Source organism: Streptomyces sp. NPDC058257, assembly GCF_042881845.1.
Taxonomy (GTDB): Bacteria; Actinomycetota; Actinomycetes; order Streptomycetales; family Streptomycetaceae; genus Streptomyces.
Genome location: NZ_JBHVXJ010000022.1, coordinates 84,369 through 101,742, shown reverse-complemented (window position 1 = coordinate 101,742; position 17,374 = coordinate 84,369). Strand labels below are relative to the sequence as shown.

Here is a 17,374-nt window from a genome sequence, read left to right as displayed (position 1 = left end):
CCGCCCCGGGCCCGGCTCCAAACGCCGGAGGGCTGATATTCGGCCCCTCCGGCGTTGAGGGCCGGGGCCGGGAATTCTCCCGGCTTTGACCGCGGTTGCAGCGAGCAGGGAGGCATGAGACCACATGACCCGTGAGATCAAGGTACAAGGCACCATCGCAGCCGGATACGAAGCCGTCCGGGACGAGTTCGCTGCCGTGCTCGCCGGGGAGAAGCCCGATCACGCCGCGCAACTCTCCGCCTATGTGAAGGGGAAGCAGGTCGTCGACCTGTGGGTGGGGCCGGACACCGGGCCCGAGACGCTGTTCGGCGTCTACTCGTCCACCAAGGGCGCGGCCCACCTCGTCGTGGCCCTGCTCGTCCAGGACGGCACCTTGGAGCTGGACCGCCAAGTGGCGTACTACTGGCCGGAGTTCGCGGCCGAGGGCAAGGGGGACGTCACCCTCCGGGAGCTCCTCGCCCACCGCGTGGGCATCGTCGGCGCCGACACCGGGTTCACTCTGGAGGAGGTCGCCGACGACCGCGCGATCGCCGCGCGCCTCGCGGGGCAGCGTCCCTTCTGGCGCCCCGGCACCGCCTTCGGCTACCACGCGTTCTCCATCGGCGCCCTGACCGGCGAGGTCGTCTTCCGGGCCACCGGGCAGACGCTGCAAGAGGTGTACGAGGAGCGTGTCCGCGCCCCGCACGGGCTCGACTTCCACCTCGGGCTCCCGGAAGCGCTGGAGCCCCGGTTCCAGTCCGTCCTTCCGATGACCCCCTCCCCCGCCGAGCAGGCGGTCCTCGACGCGCAGCCGCCGCAGCCGGGCAGCCTGCCGTCCATCGCCTTCAACCAGAACGGCGCACACCCCACCGACCTGGAGGCGTTCCCCAACTCCCGCCTGGTGCGCGCCAAGGGGGGCGCGTCGGCGGGTGGTGTCGCCTCCGCGCGCGGTCTCGCCGGGATGTACGCGGCGGCGGTCACCGGGCTCGACGGCCGGGAGCCCCTCCTGAAGGCGGACACCGTGGCCGCGTTCGGGCAGATCCACTCCACCGGACACGACCTGGTGTCGCGGGCCCACAGGTCGTTCGGGCTCGGGTTCCAGAGCACCTCCGAGTCCAAGTACCCGTTCCTCGGCGCGGGGACCATCGGGCACAGCGGTCTGGGCGGCTCGCAGGCCTTCGCCGATCCGCACAGCGGGCTCACCTACGGCTACACGCGGCGCCGGTTCGCTTTCCCGGGCGGCCCGGCCGAGGAGAACGAGCGTCTCGTGCTGGCGATCCACACGGCCGTCGTGGCCGGCTGAGCGAACGACCGACCGACATGGCGTAGGGCCGCACCCCTGTCCGGGGTGCGGCCCTCCGTCGCGTACGAGAGGCGTACGCGCCGCGGTGATCAGGCGACCGCGAGCTCCACCTTGATGTTGCCGCGCGTGGCGTTCGAGTACGGGCACACCTGGTGCGCCTTCTCGATCAGGGACTGCGCGGTGGCCGTGTCCACGTTCGGGATGGAGGCGGTGATCGCGACCTCAAGGCCGAAGCCGCCGGCCTCGGTCGAGCCGATGCCGACCTTGGCGGTCACGGTCGAGCCGGAGATGTCGGCGTTCTCCTTGCGGGCGACCACGCCGAGCGCACCCTGGAAGCAGGCGCTGTAGCCGGCCGCGAAGAGCTGCTCGGGGTTGGTGCCCGCGCCGCTGCCGCCCATCTCCTTCGGCGGGTTGACGACGACGTCGAGCTTGCCGTCATCGGTGGCGACGCGGCCGTCACGGCCGTTCTCGGCGGTGGCGACGGCGGTGTACTTGACGTCGATCTGCTGGATGGACATAAGTGCCGGTTCCTCCTGAGATGTTCCGCGATGCGCGCCCACAGTCGCGACAATGTGGAATCACTTTATCGGATGCCGGAAGATGAGTTCCGGCGATGCACCTCGCGTGCCCGCGACTCAGGCCAGGGAAACGATCATCTTTCCCGTGTTCTCGCCGCGCAGCATGCCGAGGAAGGCCTCCACGCCGTTCTCGACACCCTCGACGAACGTCTCGTCGTACTTGAGCTCGCCGGAGCGGATCCACTCGGCGACCTCGGAGACGAACTGCGGCTGCAGCGCCTCGTGGTCCCCGACGAGCACGCCCTGGAGGCGCAGGCGCTTACCGATGATCATGGCCATGTTCCGCGGGCCCGGCGTCGGCTCGGTGTCGTTGTAGCCCGCGATCATGCCGCAGATGGTGGCACGGCCGTGCACGTTCATGCGGCTGATGGCGGCTTCGAGGTGCTCGCCGCCCACGTTGTCGAAGTAGACGTCGATGCCGTCGGGGGCCGCGTCCTTCAGTTGCTCGACGACCGGGCGCGGGTCCTTGTAGTTGAACGCGGCGTCGAAGCCGTACTCCTCCACGAGCTTCTTCACCTTCTCGTCCGAGCCCGCCGAGCCGATGACGCGCGAAGCGCCCTTGAGCTTGGCCATCTGGCCGACCTGGGAGCCGACGGCGCCCGCGGCGCCGGAGACGAAGACCGAGTCGCCCTCCTTGAACGAGGCGACCTCGAAGAGGCCCGCGTACGCGGTCAGGCCCGTCATGCCGAGCACGCCGAGGTACGCGGAGAGCGGCGCGGCCTGCCCGTCCACCTTGGTGGCGTGCTTGGCCGGGAGGGTCGCGTACTCGCGCCAGCCCGCGAAGTGCAGGACGTTGTCACCCACCGCGAAGCCTTCGGCGTTCGACGCGACGACCTCGCCGACCGCACCGCCCTGCATGGGCTCGTCCAGCTTGAACGGCGGGGTGTACGACTTCACGTCGTTCATCCGGCCGCGCATGTACGGGTCCACGGAGAAGTGCAGGTTGCGGACCAGGATCTGGCCGTCGGCCGGGGCGGAGACAGGGGCCTCGCGCAGGGCGAAGTCCTCCGGGACCGGCCAGCCGTGCGGGCGGCGCACGAGGTGCCATTCGCGGCTGACGGCGGGGAGCTGGGACCCGGAGGCCTCGGGGGTGACGGACATGCGGGCGTCCTCCTGCTGCTCAGGCTGCCGTTTCCAGCAGGCTGCTGTGACGGAAATGCTTCAGGTTGTGAAACAACCATGCTCCTACATATTTCATGATGTCAAGTATCGGGGTAGCCTGGAGTGCATGGCCACCACCAGCTCCCGCACCCCGCGCACCGACCCCCTGACGCTCGAAGTCGTCGAGCTCATCGGCACGGTCGTCGCGCGTTACTACGAGGAGTACGACGCCGCGGCGGGCAAGCACGCCCTCACCGGCGCGCAGGCGCGCGTTCTGGGGCTGCTCTCCATCGAGCCCCTGCCCATGCGCCGCATAGCCCAGAAACTGAAGTGCGAGCCGTCGAACATCACGGGGATCATCGACCGGCTCGAGGCGCGCGGACTCGTCGAGCGGCGGCCCGACCCGGCCGACCGCCGCGTGAAGCTGGCGGCGCCGACGGAGGAGGGCCTTACGGTCGCCCGCAGCCTGCGCGATTCGCTGGACTTCGCGCGGGAGCCGCTGGCCGAGCTGACCCGCGAGGAGCGGCTCTCGCTGCGCGGGCTGCTGCGGAGGATGGTCGGCGAGGACGCGATCTGACCTTCGCCGCCTCGTAGCGGTCGGCGTGCGGTCGGCGCGCGGTCGGCTTATGGGTCGGCGCGCGGTCGACTTATGGGTCGGCGTAGGGGTCGGCTTATGGGTCGACCGCTACGTGCACCACCACAGGAAGCGGTCGCACGTCTCCGAGGGTTCAGGATCGGGCGTCGGATCCGGCTGCCGCGTGGTCGGCGGGGGCGTGGGGCGCGTGGTTCCGGGGGTGTCCGGGGCATCCGGCGAGCCCGGGGCGTCGGGCGCGGACGTCGTGGCCGGAGCGGCGGAATCAGGGTCCTTCCCGGCCTCATCCGACTTCCCGTCGCCCCTGTCCTTCTCCGCCTCCTTGGATTCCTTGGACTTCTCGTCCTTCGCGGACGCCGAATCGGACTCCGCCGCCGAAGGCGCGCCCGACGTGTCCGCGGCGGACTCGGCGCCCGTCGCCGCGCCGCTCTCGGGGTCCGTCGGCGCCCCCGACGCGGACTCGCCACCTGCCCCGTCCGGCGAGGACGCCGCCGCCGGTTCGTCCGAAGGGCCCTCCGTGCCGAGCTCGGCCAGGCTCAGGCCGCCGGCCGCGAGCGCGAGCCCAGCGGTGATCAACAGGACCTTGCGGCGTCTGCGCCGGTGCGCCCGGCGTCCGCGCTCCCGACGGCGGCCCCTGCCGCGCGGCGCGTCGTCGTACGCGCGCTCGGAATCGTCCGGTTCGGCCTGCGCCGCGACCGCCTCCGCGTACTCACGGCAGGCTTCGGCCGGGGTTCCGCATCCCGGGCAGGCCAGGGCGCCGTTGAGGTGCCTGTGGCACGGGTGGCAGTAGTCCATGAGGCATGGAGGCTAAGTGAGGCGCGGGTGACAGAGGAAGCCACTGCCGTGAAGGTTGTGTGCGGAATCGAATGTTCCAGCGGCATCGACTTCCCCTATGGGGCAAACCGCCTCTCCCGGCCCGGTCCCGGGGCTCCCCCGACCGTCGAAGCTAACCCGCGAACGCCGCCTGTTCGACACCCTGCCCGGCGTCCGGCACCACGAGCACGGATCCGGACATGGGGTGCGGCGCCGCAAGTCCCGTACTGGCGGAGGTGATGTACAGGTCGCGCAGCCCCGCGCCGCCGAACGCGCACGCGGTCGGGCGGGCCACCGGCAGCTCGATCACCCGGTCAAGGTCGCCGGACGGGGTGTAGCGGCGGACGGCGGCGCCGTCCCACAGGGCGACCCAGACGCAGCCGTCGGCGTCGACGGTGAGCCCGTCGGGATATCCGGCGTCGGCCTCGATGGTCGCCAAGGGGCGCCTGGAGAGCGGGAGTTGGTCATCGCGCAGTTCCAGTACGTCGATGCGGCGCGTCGGAGTGTCGACGTAGTACATGAACCGGCCGTCCGGACTCCATCCCGTGCCGTTGCTGACGGACACGTCACCGAAGACCTCGGTCGCCGTGCCGTCACCGGTCAGCCGGATCAGGTTGCCGCCGCCCGTCGCCTCGTCATAGCGCATCGCGCCCGCCCAGAGCGCCCCGTCGGGGGCGACCACCGCGTCGTTGCCACGGCGGCCCGGCACGGCCTCGTGGTGCAGCCAGCGGAACGCGCCGCCCTCCGCCATGGAGTCGTAGAGGCCCACGCCGTCACGGAGGTTGACCACAAGGCCGCCGCCGGCGCGCGGCTTCGCGGCGCCGACGTGCTGTTCGGTGGCCATGACCGAGCGGTGCCCGGTCGACGGGTCGTACGTATGGACGCGTGAGCTCAGGATGTCGACCCAGATCAGTCGCCGGGCGGCATGGTCCCAGGTGGGGCCCTCGCCGAGTGCTGCCTGCGCGCGTACCGCTATGTCCATTGCGGCAGGCTACCCGCACGACCCAGCCCAGCCCAGGTCAGGTCAGGTCAGGTCAGCCCGTCCTTCGCGGCCCACTCGCCTTATCCCACTCGTCTCATCCCGCTCGTCTCACCCCAACCGCCTCATCCCAACCGTCTCAACCCACCCGCCCCAGCTCCCCTCGCAACCGCCTCGCCCTGAGCACGAGTTCCAGCTCGAAGCGGCGGTCCGGGTCGTCGACCTCGTCGCCCCACAGTTCCCTGATCTGCCGCAGGCGGTAGCGCACCGTCTGCGGATGCACCCCGAGGCGGGCCGCGACCTCCGGCGCGCCGCCCCGCGTCTCCAGCCAGGCGAGCAGCGTCTCGGCCAGGCGGCGGCCGTGCGCGGGGCCGCAGTGCGCGAGCGGGGCGAGGCAGCGGCGCGCCAAGTCCTCGATGAGTTCCTCGGGTTGGAGCAGGACCAGGGCCTCGGTGTGCTCGGTGCAGTGCAGGACCTCGCCGGACGGCAGAAGGCCGCGCTCCATCAGGCGGACCGCGGCCTCCGCCCAGCGCAGCGACTTCGCGGCGTCGGCGAGCGGTACGGGCGGGCCGATCGCGCCGGACCAGCCCGCCATGGTGCGCCGAAGCAGCTCGGGGCGGCCCGCCGCTTCCGGGTCGGGAACCACCATGCGGGGCTGTTCGGTCTCCATGTCGAGCAGGACACCCTGTCCGACGGCGGGCGCGACGGCTTCCCTCGCCGGGCGCAGGAGTACGCCGACGGCGACCCGCTCGGGCAGCTGCCAGCCGACGCGGGCGGCCCGTTCGTCGAGTGCGCTGCGGGCACCGGGACGCCTTGACGCGGAGAGCGACCCGGCTCCGGAACCGGCACCGGCACCGGCACCGGCCGAAGCCCCAGCCCCCGAGTCACCGCGTCGCTCGGCGAGCAGCAGCTCCATCAACTTCCGTTGCAGACGCAGCCGTTCACCCGCCTGGCGGGCCGCGGCCTCGGCGTATCCGCGTACGGACTGGTCGACCAGGCCGTCCAGATACTCGAAGCCCGACTCGGCGAGTTCGTACATGGCCGGTGGCGGGATCTCGATCTTCTGGCCGATCTCGGCAAGGCGGCGCCAGGCGAGCCGTACCCCGAGACGGTAGATCGCCTGGAGCGAGTCGAGGCTGCGGCCGTGCAGGCCCTCGCCCCTGCCGAACTCCTGGAAGACCTCAAGCGGATAACACGGCCGCCCCTCGGCGGACGCGAGCTGCTGGACGAACCCTTCGAGGGCGCGGCGGATGCCGATCAGCGCCATGGGCTCGCCCGAGTCGTCGAGGACGACGGGCAGCCCTGGATACTCGGCGCGGATCTCCCGCAGGATGTCCTGGGCGAGGGAAGGCACTTCGTCCAGGGCGAGCGCGGCGAACTGCCGTACCTGCATGGGCGGTACGTCGCGCCAGGCCGAGCGGCTGGAAAGCCCCTGGCTCTCGGTCACGGGCACGGCCACTCACTGCCCCTGTGGGGGAGCCTCGAAGTGCACAAGGGGCGTGTTGGGCTGTTCCGGCGTCGCGTTCAGGGCGGCGACGATGCCGAAGGCGGCGGCCACGGCGAGAACCGCGGCGACCGCGGTGGTCAGACCGGCGGCGAGCAGTCGGTGCATGTCAGGGTCAGCCTCTCTGCTGGAGGTCGTCCCCACCCAGGTCGCACAGGTCGCACGGATGTCGTCCGTGCGGTTCGCACGGATGTCGTTCGTACAGTCCCGAACCGGCCCCGCCCGGCAAGTGCCCAGTCTCATCAACGCATTGACACTTCGTCAAGGGTCCGCCTAGCGTTCCGGCCCCATACGGCTCGGTAACACTTCTCACCCGCCCCCAGGAGTGCCGGATGCGCCGCACAGCCTCTCCCCTCTCGCTGATCCTCCTCGGACTCGGCGTCTTTCTGCTCGTCCTGGCCCCGATGCTCGCGTGGTACGTCGAGCCACGTGCGAAGCGCACGCCCGTCGACGTCGACATCACGACGGTCTTCAAGGGCAAGGGCAGCTATTTCGACACCGAGAAGATCAAGACCGTGCACGACAAGAACCTCACGATCACGCGTCAGGTGCGCGGCGACGTGGACGACAGCGACGACGAGCGCGCGGTCTGGGACGTGTCCACTTCGGTCGATCCGGACAGCTCGCTCCCGGCCGCCGATCCGCACGATTCGCTCCAGTGGACGGCGGAGCGCTGGGTCACCGACCGCAGGACGAACGAGCCGGTGCACTGCTGCGGCGAGAAGCCGTACTTCGAGGGCGAGGCCTACCTCAAGTTCCCCTTCGACGTGCAGAAACGCTCCTACACCTGGTGGGACAACACGCTCGGCGCGACCGTCCCGCTGACCTTCAAGGGCACGAAGAAGATCCAGGGGTACGAGGGCTACCGCTTCACCGCGAAGGTGAAGCCCGCGAAGACCGGAACCCGCCTCGTGCCGGGCCGCCTGGTGGGTCAGCCCAAGCGCAGCAACGTGCTCGCCGAGGAGTGGTACGCCAACCACGGTGTCGAGCTGGTCGCCGACAAGCGCACGGGCCGGATCATCTACGCGGCGATCGGCCCCCGCAAGACGCTGCGCGCGCCCGGCTCGGACAAGGACGCGACGGTGCTGCTCGACAGCGAGCGCATCGCGTTCACGCCCAAGACGCAGAAGGCACAGGTCGAGCTCGCCGACGACGACAGCAGCCGCCTCAAGCTGGTCGGCGAGACGCTGCCCATCGGGGCGGGTGCGCTGGGTGGGCTGCTGGTGATCGCGGGAGGCGTCCTCGTCGTACGGGGACGACGGTCCGACAGTGGGGCGCAAGGGTCGGACGGTCCGGGTACGGCGGCGGAGCCGGACCGTCCGAATGGCGATACGTCCCCAACCACCCTGCAACCGAGCACGATGTGATGAGACGTCAGCTGTTGAAAGCCGAGAAATTGTCACTTCGGTGAGTAGCCGCGCCGAACACGGCAGCGAAAACTAACGACCCCACCCGAGCACAATCCCCGCACCACCTCGCACCACCTCGCACCACCTCGCACAGCCCCGCACCGCCCCGCTCCGCCTCGCACAGTACGAGCACAGCGCCTCCGCAAGCGACCCCCGAACGGTGCACCCCCCTCCAGAACCCCCTTAGCGCCTCACGGTTCCGCACCCTGACGAGTTGGAGCACGCATGCCCCAGCACGTGCCTTCCCCGCTGCGCGCCGCCACCCCGCGGGTCGCGCAACGGCCTCCGGCACCTCCCCCGCAGCCGCGCCGGATCGTCTTTCTAGCCCGCCGCGACCTCGCCAACCCGGCCGCGGGCGGATCCGAACTGCTCGTCGACCGGCTGGCCGACGGCCTGAGCAAGCTCGGCCACCAGGTCACCCTCCTGTGCGGGGGCCCGGCCGCGTTCCGCGACTACCGCGTCGTGTCGGCGGGCGGTGACCTCGGGCACTATCTGCGCTCGCGTTCCGCCTTCACCCGGCAGGTCGGCGACTGCGATCTGCTCGTCGAGGTCTGCAACGGCATGCCGTACCTGGCGCCGCTGTGGCACCGCGGGCCCACGTTGTGCCTGGTCAACCACGTCCACACCGATCTGTGGGGGATGCGCTTCCAAGGCGCGCTCGCTCCCGCGGCCCGACTCGGCCGAAGACTCGAACACTGGTCGCTCTCCGGTGCCCAGCGCGGCAATCTCCTGGTCGCCGTGTCGCCGTCGACGTCCACCGCCCTGCGCGCGATAGGCGTCGAGCGTGAGCGCATCCGCATCGTCCACAACGGGGTCGAGGAGCCGGGCCCGCTCCACCCCCGCTCGGACGAGCCGCTGTTCCTGGCGATGGGACGGCTCGTCGAGTACAAGCGCATCGATCTGCTCCTTCGGCTCTGGGAGCGCGTCAGGCCCGTCACCGGCGGACGTCTGGTGATCGTGGGCGACGGGCCCGAGCGGGCGCGGCTCCAGCGGATCGCCGGGCCCGGCGTGGAGTTCAGGGGCCATGTCTCCGAGGCGGAGAAGCACCGGCTGCTCTGCGAGGCCTGGATGCTCCTGCATCCCTCCGCCGTGGAGGGCTGGGGCCTGGTGATCACCGAGGCGGCGACCCGCTCGACGCCGGCGATCGGATTCGACGTACCGGGTGTACGTGACTCCATCGAGGACGGTGTGACGGGGCTGCTCGCCCGGGGCGAGAGTTCCTTCGCCGCCGCCTGGTGCACCTTGGCGCTCAGCGCCGAGCGGCGCAGGGCCTTCGGCAAGGCCGCCGGCGAGCGGGCCGCCAGCTTCCGGTGGGCCAACTCCGTACGCGAGTTCCAGGCGGTGGCCGCCGAGGCGGTCGTCGCGCACCGGACCGCGCCGCAGACCGCGCACCGGACCACGCCACAGACCACGCGGCAGGGGTCCGTGTGAAAGATCCGTCCCTGCGCCGTTCCGTCACCCTCTTCCGGGCCTTCCTGCGCGAGCAGCAGGAGCCCGAGCGGTGTTACACCCTGCTCGCCCGTGACGCCGCCGACCAGGTCGAGGCCTATGGACCGGTCAGGGACCGCGTCGTCGTCGATGTCGGCGGCGGCGGCGGTTACTTCACCGAGGAGTTCCGGCGGCGCGGCGCCCAGAGTTTCCTCTTCGAGCCGGACCCGGCCGAGCTGGGCGCCAAACCCCCGGAGGGCGCCGTCGTCGCCGACGGATATCTGCTCCCCCTGGGGGACGGCGTCGCCGACGTCACCTTCTCCTCCAACGTTCTCGAACACGTGGACGATCCGCAGACGTTCCTCAGCGAGATGGTGCGGGTGACGAGGCCCGGTGGTCTGATCTACGTCTCCTTCACCAACTGGTACTCGCCGTGGGGCGGCCACGAGTGGGCGCCCTGGCACTACTTGGGCGGCGCCCGCGCGCGGGCCCGCTATGAACGGCGTACCGGCAAGGCGGCCAAACACACGCTCGGCGAGAACCTCTTCGCCCACCACATCGGACCGACCCTGCGCCAAGTACGGTCGAGGGACGACGTGTCCGTCGTGTCCGCGCGGTCCCGCTACTGGCCGTTCTTTGCCGGTGGCATCACCAAAGTGCCGGGTGTACGCGAGTTCGCCACCTGGAATCTCCTCCTCATCCTCAGGCGGTGTCCATGACCACGGTCCAGGCCCCACCCCCGGCGGCAGTCCGGCCCACGGCCGACGCCCCCGAACCTGGCAGAGGCCCGCGCTCGCGGCGCTGGCTGCTCGGGTTCTGGGCCGTGGTGTTCGTCCTCCTGCTTGCCGTGAAGCCGGGGCGGATGACGTTCGACACCAAGCTGGGTGTGGCCGTCGACCCCTGGCAGTTCCTCTCCGACCTGGGCCAGCTCTGGCACGACCGGGGCGGGTTCGGCGGGATCCAGGACCAGTACGTCGGATACGCGTGGCCGATGCTGCCGTTCTACGGCCTGGCCAAGCTCGTCCACCTCCCGGTGTGGCTCGCGGAGCGGCTCTGGCTCTCGCTGATCGTGGCCACCGCGTTCTGGGGCGTCCTCCGGCTCGCCGAGAGGATGCGGATCGGCAGCGGCGCGAGCAGGCTGCTCGGCGCGGTGGCGTTCGCCCTGTGGCCGACGTTCACGATCGTCGTCGGCTCGACCTCGGCGGCGGCGCTGCCCGGCGCCCTGCTGCCGTGGGTGCTGCTCCCGCTGACGAACGACCGGATCAGCGCGCGCTCCGCCGCTCTGCGGTCCGCACTCGTCATCCCCTTCATGGGCGGCGTGAACGCGGCGGCGACGCTCGCGTCATTGCTGCCGGTGGGCCTGTACCTCCTTTCGAGACCGAACGGCCCGCGCAAACGGAAGCTGATCACCTGGTGGGTGCCCGGCGTCATCCTCGCCACCGCCTGGTGGGTGGTGCCGTTGTTGATGCTGGGCATCTACGGCGAGAACTTCCTTCCCTACGTGGAGAATTCGGCCACGACGACCGGCACGATGTCGGCCACGGAGGCGCTGCGCGGCGCGGGCAACTGGGTCGCGTATCTGCACTTCGGCGAGGCGTGGCTGCCCGCCGGGTGGGCGGTCGCGACGTCCGTGATCGTCGTGGTCTGCTCGGCGCTCGCCGCCGCCCTCGGCCTGGCCGGGCTCGCGCGGCGCGACATGCCCGAGCGGCGCTGGCTCGTCCTGACCGTGCTCTCGGTCGTCCTCGTCACGCTGGCCGGGTACGGCGGCGCGTTCGGGGCGCCCTTCCACGAGACTATCCAGTCGTGGCTGAACGGCGGGCTCGTCCCCTTCCGCAACATCTACAAGTTCCAGACGGGCCTCGCGCTCGCCCTTGTCCTCGGCCTGACGCATCTCGTGGGCGTGGCCTCGCAGACGCGCGGGGCGCGGCCGGTGCGCGGGCGGCGCTACGCCCCGCTGATCGCCGCCGTGCTGGTCCTTCCCGGGCTCGCCCTCCCCTACCTGAACGGCTCGATCCTCCAGCCCGGTTCGTTCAAGAAGCTGCCGACCTACTGGCAGACGACGTCCGACTGGCTGATGAAGTACTCCCCCGACTCGCGCGCACTCGTGGTGCCCGCCACCGCGCACGGCATCTACACCTGGGGCTCCCCCATCGACCAGCCCCTCGACGTGCTCGCCGACTCCCGCTGGGCACAGCGGGACTACGTGCCGTTCGGCACGCCCGGCAACCGGCGCGCGATGGACGCGGTGGAGCAGGCGCTCACGACGGGCGGCGAAGTCCCGGGCCTGCGCGACTATTTGTCGCGCGCGGGCATGTACTACGTCGTCGTACGCAATGATCTCGACCCCGACCAGATCGGCAACGTACCGACCGCGACCGTCAAGCGGACGCTGGAGGAATCGGGATACAAGCGGGTCACCGGCTTCGGCCCGACGGAGACCGGCGGCATCATCCCGAACGACACGCCTCTCCAGGTCGAGGGCCTCTACCCGCGCCAGCGCGCGGTGGAGATCTACGCGCCGGGGTCGGGCGGCCAGCGGCCGGGGCAGGCCGGGATCAAGCCGGTATCGAACACGGCCGTGGTGAGCGGCGGCCCCGAGTCGCTGCTCCAGCTGTCCGCCGACCCCTCGATGCGGGACCGCCCCTCCGTCCTGACGGGCGACAACCACCCGGGCGTCGGAACTCCCGCCCTGCAGGCGGTCGGTGACGGTCTGCGCCGCGCCGACACACGCTTCGGCCTGGTCGGCTCCAACACCTCCTATACGTACACACCTGGCGAACGCAACGCGAGCGGGGCCCTCCAGGACGCGGGCAAGAAGCCGCACCAGATCCTGCCCACCGAGGGGGTCGAGCACCAGACGACGGCCGAGCTGCGCGGCGCGAAGTCGGTGACGGCGTCGAGCTACGGCAACTGGCTCTTCCACCTGCCGCAGTACGACCCCGTGAACGCCTTCGACGGCAACCCGGACACGGCGTGGGCCGAGGGCAGCCCCGGGAAGCCGAAGGGCGCCTGGATCAAGGCGGAGTTCCGCTCCGAGGAGTCGGTCCCTTCCTCCATCCGGGTCACGCCACTGCCGCAGGACGGTGTGCGGGCCGCGCCCACGCGGGTGCGGGTGGAGACGGAGCAGGGCAGCCGCACGAGCCCGCTGCAGCCCAACGGCATGCGGCAGAGCATCAAGGCACCGGCCGGTGAGTCGAGTTGGCTGAAGATCACCGTCCTGGACGCGCAGATCGGCCGCCAAGGCCTGACGGGCGCCGGGTTCTCGGAGATCACCGTTCCGGGCGTACGGGTGACGAAGCTGCTGCGGCTGCCCCAGGACACCGGGTCCTCCGCCAGGGTGCCCGCCGATGGCGCCGAAGCGACGACGTACTCGATGCACCGTTCCTCGGACCCGAGCGCGCTGTCGCCGGTGAACGCCGAGTCGGGCCTGCACCGGCGCTTCTCGACTCCGGCCGAGGCCGATTACGAGGTGAAGGCGAGCGCGGTCGCCGTACAGGGAACCGACCTTGACAAGCTGCTCTACAAGGTGGCCCCGGAGCAGAAGGACCAGATCATCGCGAGCGCCGACTCCACGTCGAAGTCCGGCGGAAGTCTCTCGCCCCGCAATCTCACGGACGGCGATCTGACGACGGCCTGGATCGCGGGCGACAGTCCGGTGATCAATCTGAAGTGGAAGGGCAAGCAGGAGATCGACGAGATCGTCCTGCCTGCGGCGGGCGGACTCTCGACCCGCCCCGAGAAGATCGAGATCAGCTCGCCGGACGGCGCGGCGGTCGCCGGTGTCGACGAGAACGGCAACGCGCGGTTCGCCCCGATCACCACGGACGAGCTGACCATCACCATCACGCAGACGGCGCCGCTGACGGTCCACAACCCGGTGGCCGACGCCCAGTTGCAGCTCCCGGTCGGGCTCACCGAGGTCTACATCCCGGCTCTGGACAAGTACCGCACGGAGCAGCCCGCGGCCTCGGCGGCCTTCGAACTCGCCTGCGGTGAGGGGCCGATGCTCGCCGTCGACGGCAAGCTGCACGCGACGAGCGCGAAGGGTTCGGTACGGGATCTGGTCGAGCGCCGGCCCATCGAGGTGACGCTCTGCTCGCGGGGCTCGAAGAACACGACCGTGTCACTCGGTTCCGGCGAGCACACCGTCGAGGCCGGGGACGCGGGCCCGCTCGCCCTCATGGACGTCTCGCTGACGCAGGGGACGCCGGGTGAGATCGACAAGGAGTCCCGCTCCCTGAACATCAAGGACTGGCTCGGCGACCGCCGCGAGCTGTCGGTGGGCGCGGGCGCGTCCTCGTACCTCTCGACGTACGAGAACATCAACGACGGCTGGAAGGCCACGCTGAACGGCAAGGAGTTGTCGTCCGTACGCCTCGACGGCTGGCAGCAGGGCTTTTTGATCCCGAAGGGTGAGGGCGGCACGGTCAAGCTGTCGTACGAGCCGTCGCGGATCTACGAGATCGGCCTGATCGGCGGCGGTGTCGGCATCCTCGCCCTGATCGCCCTGGTCCTGATCCGGCGCCGCGAGCCCAACCCGGACGGGCCCGACGTGGCACCGGCCGCGCCGGGGCTGATTCTCGGCACGGTGGCGCTGACCCTGGTGGCCGTGGTGATCGCGGGCTGGTTCGCGCTGCTCGTGCCCGCGCTCGCCCTGCTCGCGTGGCGCCGTCACGCGCTGCTCGTCCCGCTCGCGTTCGTGGCCATGGCCGGGGCGGGGATCGTGGCGGCGGTGGGGGCGGGTGAGCCGACCACGTCGGACGCGGGCGCGTTCAGTCCGGCCGCTCAACTCCTCGCTCTCATTGCGCTGTTCGCGGCGCTGGCGAGTGCGCGGGAGGCTCCCGCGGGGGCGTCGGCAGCGTCCGGGGGCGCCGGGGGCGAGGCCGCTCCGTGGGGGCCGCCGCCCCATACTCCACCGGCGACGTCTCACCCCGAGAGCGGCCGTACTCCACCGCTGGGGTCGCCGCTGGGGACCGACCGGGACCTGGGCACGAGGCCGCTGCCGCGCCGGAAGCGCGGGACGAACGGGCCGGGTGCGGGCGGCGACGGCGGCAGCGGGGACGGGGGCAGCGGGGGCGGGGGCGGGGGCGGCAGTCAGGACGCCGGTGGCGCGCCGAAGGCCACCAGCTCGACCATCTCCGCGAGGGGCCCCGCGTCCGCGCAGGCAGAGCTTCTGCCGCCGGGCGCGCGCGCCACGCGGACCACGCGGATCACGCGCTTCAAGCGGCACAGGCCAGGGCCGTCGGACGGGCTCACGGGAGCCACGGCGCCGACCGCCGCCGGGGAGGAAAAGGACCGATGACCGCACTCGATCACCCGGCACGTCACGCGGACGGACCCGAACAGCCCCCGCAGCGCGTGCCGTTCCCCGTCGTCGACGAGGTCTCCCGGCACTGCCTCCAGGAGGAGGAGCCGGAGACGGTACACATCGAGGTCCACCTGCCCGGTATGCCGGACCCGGCCCGCCTGAAGGCCGCGTTCACGGAGGCCCTGCGCCGCCACCCGCGCATCCTGATGCGGGAGGCGCGGGGGCCTTGGTACCGGCGCCGCTACGAGTGGGAGCTGACGCCGGGTCCCGACGTGGAGGTGGTGACGTTCCCCGCGCCGGAACGGGACGCCCTGAAGAAGGCCCGTACCCGCTCCCTCTCCCAGGCCCCGCCTTTGTCGGCGTCTCCGCCGATCCGCCTGGAGGTGATCGCCTCGGACGGGGAGGGCGACTCGGTTGCCTCCGGCAGGAGTGGGGGCCTTGTCCCCGGCGGGGGTCCTGTCCCCGGTGGGGGCCATGTCCCCGGCGGGGACCCCGTTTCGGGGAACGGCGGCCGGGGGGAAACAGCCCCCGGCGAGGGCACCGGCTCGGGTGACGACGCGGGCCCGACCGACCCCGGAGGGGCAACTCGCGCCTCCGGCACCGACACCCCCGCCCCGGGCGACGTCAGCGGCCCCGGCACGGGCGCCGCGCCCAACAGCCCAGGGCGACCCGCCAGCGGAGGCAGCGTCCTCTTCCTCACCATCAATCACACCGCCCTCGACGGCCCCGCCTGCCTCCGTGTTCTCGCCACGGCCGCCGAGCTGTACGGCGGGCAGGACAACTCCCCCGCCGCGCCTCCCCTGCGCGCGGCACCCTCATCCGCCGCCGTGCCCGAGAGCGCGGAGGCGGTCGGTGACGCGAGATCCGGCTGGGCTCCCCCCGCCCGTGTCTCCCGTGGCACCCCCGAGCCCTCTCCCGGCAACGGCATGCTCGTCGTCGAGCTGCCCGTGCCGCGGCGGCCCAAGGGGGCGCCGTTCACCGTGAACGATCAGCTCATGGTGGCGACCGCGCTGATGATCGCGCACTGGAACCGGGAGCACGGGGCACGGCCCAGGCCCTTCCGGATCACCATGCCCGTCGACGACCGGCCCCGCAGTATGGACATGCCCATCGGCAACGGCACCCGGCTCGTCGAAGTGCCTTTCACCGCTGACGAGTTGACCTCCGCGGACTGGGGCCCGCAGGACATCGGGGCGCTGCTGCGGCGCACCGCCGACCGCACCCGGGCCCTCAAGGCGCTCCCCCGGCCCCAGCTCGGCCGCGGCGCGGCTCTCCTGACCTCGCCCGTCCTGCCCGTCACCCTCAGAGCCGCCGTCACGCGGGGCCTGCGCAGGGCCGCCGCGCCCTGGACCTCCACCACGCTGCTCAGCAACATCGGGCGCGTTCCGTACTCCCTCGACTTCGGTGACGCCGGACGCGCGCACGCCGTCTGGTTCTCCGCGCCCGCACGCCTGCCCCGCGGCCTCACCGTGACCACGGCGTCCACCGCGGGCCGTCTGCACGTCGCCCTGCGCTGGTCGAAGTCCCTGCTCAGCAGCGGCGACGGCGCCCATCTGCGCGACCTCTTCGAGCACTACCTCCATGCCACGGAGCACACGGAGCACACGCGGGAGGGGACGACACCATGACGACGAGTACGAGTACGAGCACCAGCAACGCCCCCCGCGACCTGCGGGACTTCTACGAGGACCCCTCCGTCCCCGTCGCGTCCGGCGACGCCCGCAGCCTCCGCCAGGCCCGGATGCTCGCCGACGCCATCGGCCCCGCCACCGCACATACCGCCGTCGTCCTGGACATCGGCTGCGGCGACGGCACCGCGGCGGCGACCGCGGCACCGCTCCTGGCGGGACATCGTGTGATCGGCGTCGACTGGTCGCAGGACGCCCTCAAGCGGGCGCACGCGCACCTTCCGTACGTCGTACGCGGTGAACTCACCGACGGCGGCCTTCCGTTCGCCGACGGATCCGCCGACGCCGTTCTCTTCAGCGAGGTCATCGAGCATCTCGTCGACCCCGACAGCGCGCTCGACGAGCTGCGGAGAGTGCTCAGGCCAGGAGGACATCTGATGCTGTCCACACCCAACCTCGCCGCCTGGTACAACCGCGGGCTCCTGCTCGCGGGGGTGCAGCCCGTCTTCTCGGAGGTCAGCCTGCGCGGCATCCACGGACGCCCGGGGAGCGAGGTCGTCGGGCATCTGCGGCTCTACACCGCCCGCGCGCTGCGGGAGTTCGTCGCCGCGTCCGGCTTCGACGTCGTACGTGTCGCCGGTGCGCCCTTCCACGGCGTACCGCGTCCGCTGCGCGCCCTGGACAGACTCGCCTGCGCCGTGCCGAGCGCCTCGTCGATCCTGCTGCTGCACGCCCGAAGGAAGTAGCGCCGT

14 protein-coding genes are annotated in these 17,374 nt (G+C 71.5%); 8 read left to right on the top strand and 6 right to left on the bottom strand.

What is annotated here, in order from left to right; all coding sequences use genetic code 11:
- Positions 1 to 124 precede the first annotated feature (124 nt).
- Entirely contained in the window at positions 125 to 1,282 is a 1,158-nt protein-coding gene (locus ACFVXC_RS35645) for a serine hydrolase domain-containing protein (protein WP_389914150.1), read from the top strand.
- 89 nt (positions 1,283 to 1,371) lie between these two features.
- Here the strand turns inward: ACFVXC_RS35645 and ACFVXC_RS35640 are convergent, their stop codons facing one another.
- Together ACFVXC_RS35640 and ACFVXC_RS35635 are read right to left on the bottom strand one after the other, a co-directional pair.
- Positions 1,372 to 1,800, bottom strand: coding sequence for an organic hydroperoxide resistance protein (locus tag ACFVXC_RS35640; RefSeq protein ID WP_389914147.1), 429 nt, complete (start codon positions 1,798 to 1,800; stop codon positions 1,372 to 1,374).
- A 117-nt stretch (positions 1,801 to 1,917) separates the two neighbouring features.
- Positions 1,918 to 2,961: an NADP-dependent oxidoreductase gene (locus tag ACFVXC_RS35635; RefSeq protein WP_389914144.1), complete on the bottom strand. Its 1,044-nt coding sequence runs from the start codon at positions 2,959 to 2,961 to the stop codon at positions 1,918 to 1,920.
- 127 nt (positions 2,962 to 3,088) lie between these two features.
- Here ACFVXC_RS35635 and ACFVXC_RS35630 point away from each other — a divergent pair, with 127 nt between their 5' ends.
- Positions 3,089 to 3,538, top strand: a complete 450-nt coding sequence (locus tag ACFVXC_RS35630) for a MarR family winged helix-turn-helix transcriptional regulator (RefSeq protein ID WP_389914141.1) — start codon at positions 3,089 to 3,091, stop codon at positions 3,536 to 3,538.
- A 108-nt stretch (positions 3,539 to 3,646) separates the two neighbouring features.
- On the opposite strand, the gene ACFVXC_RS35625 is transcribed toward ACFVXC_RS35630, so the two are convergent.
- The 4 genes from ACFVXC_RS35625 to ACFVXC_RS35610 form a co-directional block, all read right to left on the bottom strand.
- Positions 3,647 to 4,348 carry a hypothetical protein gene (locus tag ACFVXC_RS35625; protein WP_389914139.1) on the bottom strand — a complete coding sequence of 234 codons (702 nt, stop codon included), beginning with the start codon at positions 4,346 to 4,348 and terminating at the stop codon, positions 3,647 to 3,649.
- A 151-nt stretch (positions 4,349 to 4,499) separates the two neighbouring features.
- Positions 4,500 to 5,348, bottom strand: a complete 849-nt coding sequence (locus ACFVXC_RS35620) for an SMP-30/gluconolactonase/LRE family protein (protein ID WP_389914136.1) — start codon at positions 5,346 to 5,348, stop codon at positions 4,500 to 4,502.
- A 136-nt stretch (positions 5,349 to 5,484) separates the two neighbouring features.
- Positions 5,485 to 6,738: a helix-turn-helix domain-containing protein gene (locus tag ACFVXC_RS35615; protein ID WP_389914300.1), complete on the bottom strand. Its 1,254-nt coding sequence runs from the start codon at positions 6,736 to 6,738 to the stop codon at positions 5,485 to 5,487.
- A gap of 66 nt (positions 6,739 to 6,804) precedes the next feature.
- Positions 6,805 to 6,957: a hypothetical protein gene (locus ACFVXC_RS35610; RefSeq protein ID WP_389914134.1), complete on the bottom strand. Its 153-nt coding sequence runs from the start codon at positions 6,955 to 6,957 to the stop codon at positions 6,805 to 6,807.
- A gap of 224 nt (positions 6,958 to 7,181) precedes the next feature.
- Here ACFVXC_RS35610 and ACFVXC_RS35605 point away from each other — a divergent pair, with 224 nt between their 5' ends.
- The 6 genes from ACFVXC_RS35605 (at position 7,182) to ACFVXC_RS35580 (ending at position 17,368) form a co-directional block, all read left to right on the top strand.
- Positions 7,182 to 8,216, top strand: coding sequence for a DUF3068 domain-containing protein (locus tag ACFVXC_RS35605; protein ID WP_389914132.1), 1,035 nt, complete (start codon positions 7,182 to 7,184; stop codon positions 8,214 to 8,216).
- A 267-nt stretch (positions 8,217 to 8,483) separates the two neighbouring features.
- Positions 8,484 to 9,689 (top strand): glycosyltransferase family 4 protein, encoded by a 1,206-nt coding sequence (locus ACFVXC_RS35600; RefSeq protein WP_389914129.1) that lies wholly within the window; start codon positions 8,484 to 8,486, stop codon positions 9,687 to 9,689.
- A complete protein-coding gene (locus tag ACFVXC_RS35595) occupies positions 9,686 to 10,405 on the top strand; it encodes a class I SAM-dependent methyltransferase (protein ID WP_389914126.1) in 720 nt (239 codons plus the stop codon). The genes ACFVXC_RS35600 and ACFVXC_RS35595 overlap by 4 nt, the downstream gene beginning before the upstream one ends.
- On the top strand, positions 10,402 to 14,988 hold the full coding sequence (locus tag ACFVXC_RS35590; RefSeq protein ID WP_389914123.1) for an alpha-(1->3)-arabinofuranosyltransferase family protein: 4,587 nt from the start codon (positions 10,402 to 10,404) through the stop codon (positions 14,986 to 14,988). The genes ACFVXC_RS35595 and ACFVXC_RS35590 overlap by 4 nt, the downstream gene beginning before the upstream one ends.
- Positions 14,985 to 16,622: a condensation protein gene (locus tag ACFVXC_RS35585; protein WP_389914120.1), complete on the top strand. Its 1,638-nt coding sequence runs from the start codon at positions 14,985 to 14,987 to the stop codon at positions 16,620 to 16,622. The genes ACFVXC_RS35590 and ACFVXC_RS35585 overlap by 4 nt, the downstream gene beginning before the upstream one ends.
- Positions 16,619 to 17,368 (top strand): class I SAM-dependent methyltransferase, encoded by a 750-nt coding sequence (locus ACFVXC_RS35580; RefSeq protein WP_389914118.1) that lies wholly within the window; start codon positions 16,619 to 16,621, stop codon positions 17,366 to 17,368. Before ACFVXC_RS35585 ends, ACFVXC_RS35580 begins: the two co-directional genes overlap by 4 nt.
- Positions 17,369 to 17,374 lie beyond the last annotated feature (6 nt).

What these genes read in the sequence shown, in the direction of transcription:
- ACFVXC_RS35645 (WP_389914150.1), top strand. Translation starts at nt 125, where the DNA reads ATGACCCGTGAGATCAAGGTACAAGGCACCATCGCAGCCGGATACGAA.
- ACFVXC_RS35640 (WP_389914147.1), bottom strand. Translation starts at nt 1,800, where the DNA reads ATGTCCATCCAGCAGATCGACGTCAAGTACACCGCCGTCGCCACCGCC.
- ACFVXC_RS35635 (WP_389914144.1), bottom strand. Translation starts at nt 2,961, where the DNA reads ATGTCCGTCACCCCCGAGGCCTCCGGGTCCCAGCTCCCCGCCGTCAGC.
- ACFVXC_RS35630 (WP_389914141.1), top strand. Translation starts at nt 3,089, where the DNA reads ATGGCCACCACCAGCTCCCGCACCCCGCGCACCGACCCCCTGACGCTC.
- ACFVXC_RS35625 (WP_389914139.1), bottom strand. Translation starts at nt 4,348, where the DNA reads ATGGACTACTGCCACCCGTGCCACAGGCACCTCAACGGCGCCCTGGCC.
- ACFVXC_RS35620 (WP_389914136.1), bottom strand. Translation starts at nt 5,348, where the DNA reads ATGGACATAGCGGTACGCGCGCAGGCAGCACTCGGCGAGGGCCCCACC.
- ACFVXC_RS35615 (WP_389914300.1), bottom strand. Translation starts at nt 6,738, where the DNA reads ATGCAGGTACGGCAGTTCGCCGCGCTCGCCCTGGACGAAGTGCCTTCC.
- ACFVXC_RS35610 (WP_389914134.1), bottom strand. Translation starts at nt 6,957, where the DNA reads ATGCACCGACTGCTCGCCGCCGGTCTGACCACCGCGGTCGCCGCGGTT.
- ACFVXC_RS35605 (WP_389914132.1), top strand. Translation starts at nt 7,182, where the DNA reads ATGCGCCGCACAGCCTCTCCCCTCTCGCTGATCCTCCTCGGACTCGGC.
- ACFVXC_RS35600 (WP_389914129.1), top strand. Translation starts at nt 8,484, where the DNA reads ATGCCCCAGCACGTGCCTTCCCCGCTGCGCGCCGCCACCCCGCGGGTC.
- ACFVXC_RS35590 (WP_389914123.1), top strand. Translation starts at nt 10,402, where the DNA reads ATGACCACGGTCCAGGCCCCACCCCCGGCGGCAGTCCGGCCCACGGCC.
- ACFVXC_RS35585 (WP_389914120.1), top strand. Translation starts at nt 14,985, where the DNA reads ATGACCGCACTCGATCACCCGGCACGTCACGCGGACGGACCCGAACAG.
- ACFVXC_RS35580 (WP_389914118.1), top strand. Translation starts at nt 16,619, where the DNA reads ATGACGACGAGTACGAGTACGAGCACCAGCAACGCCCCCCGCGACCTG.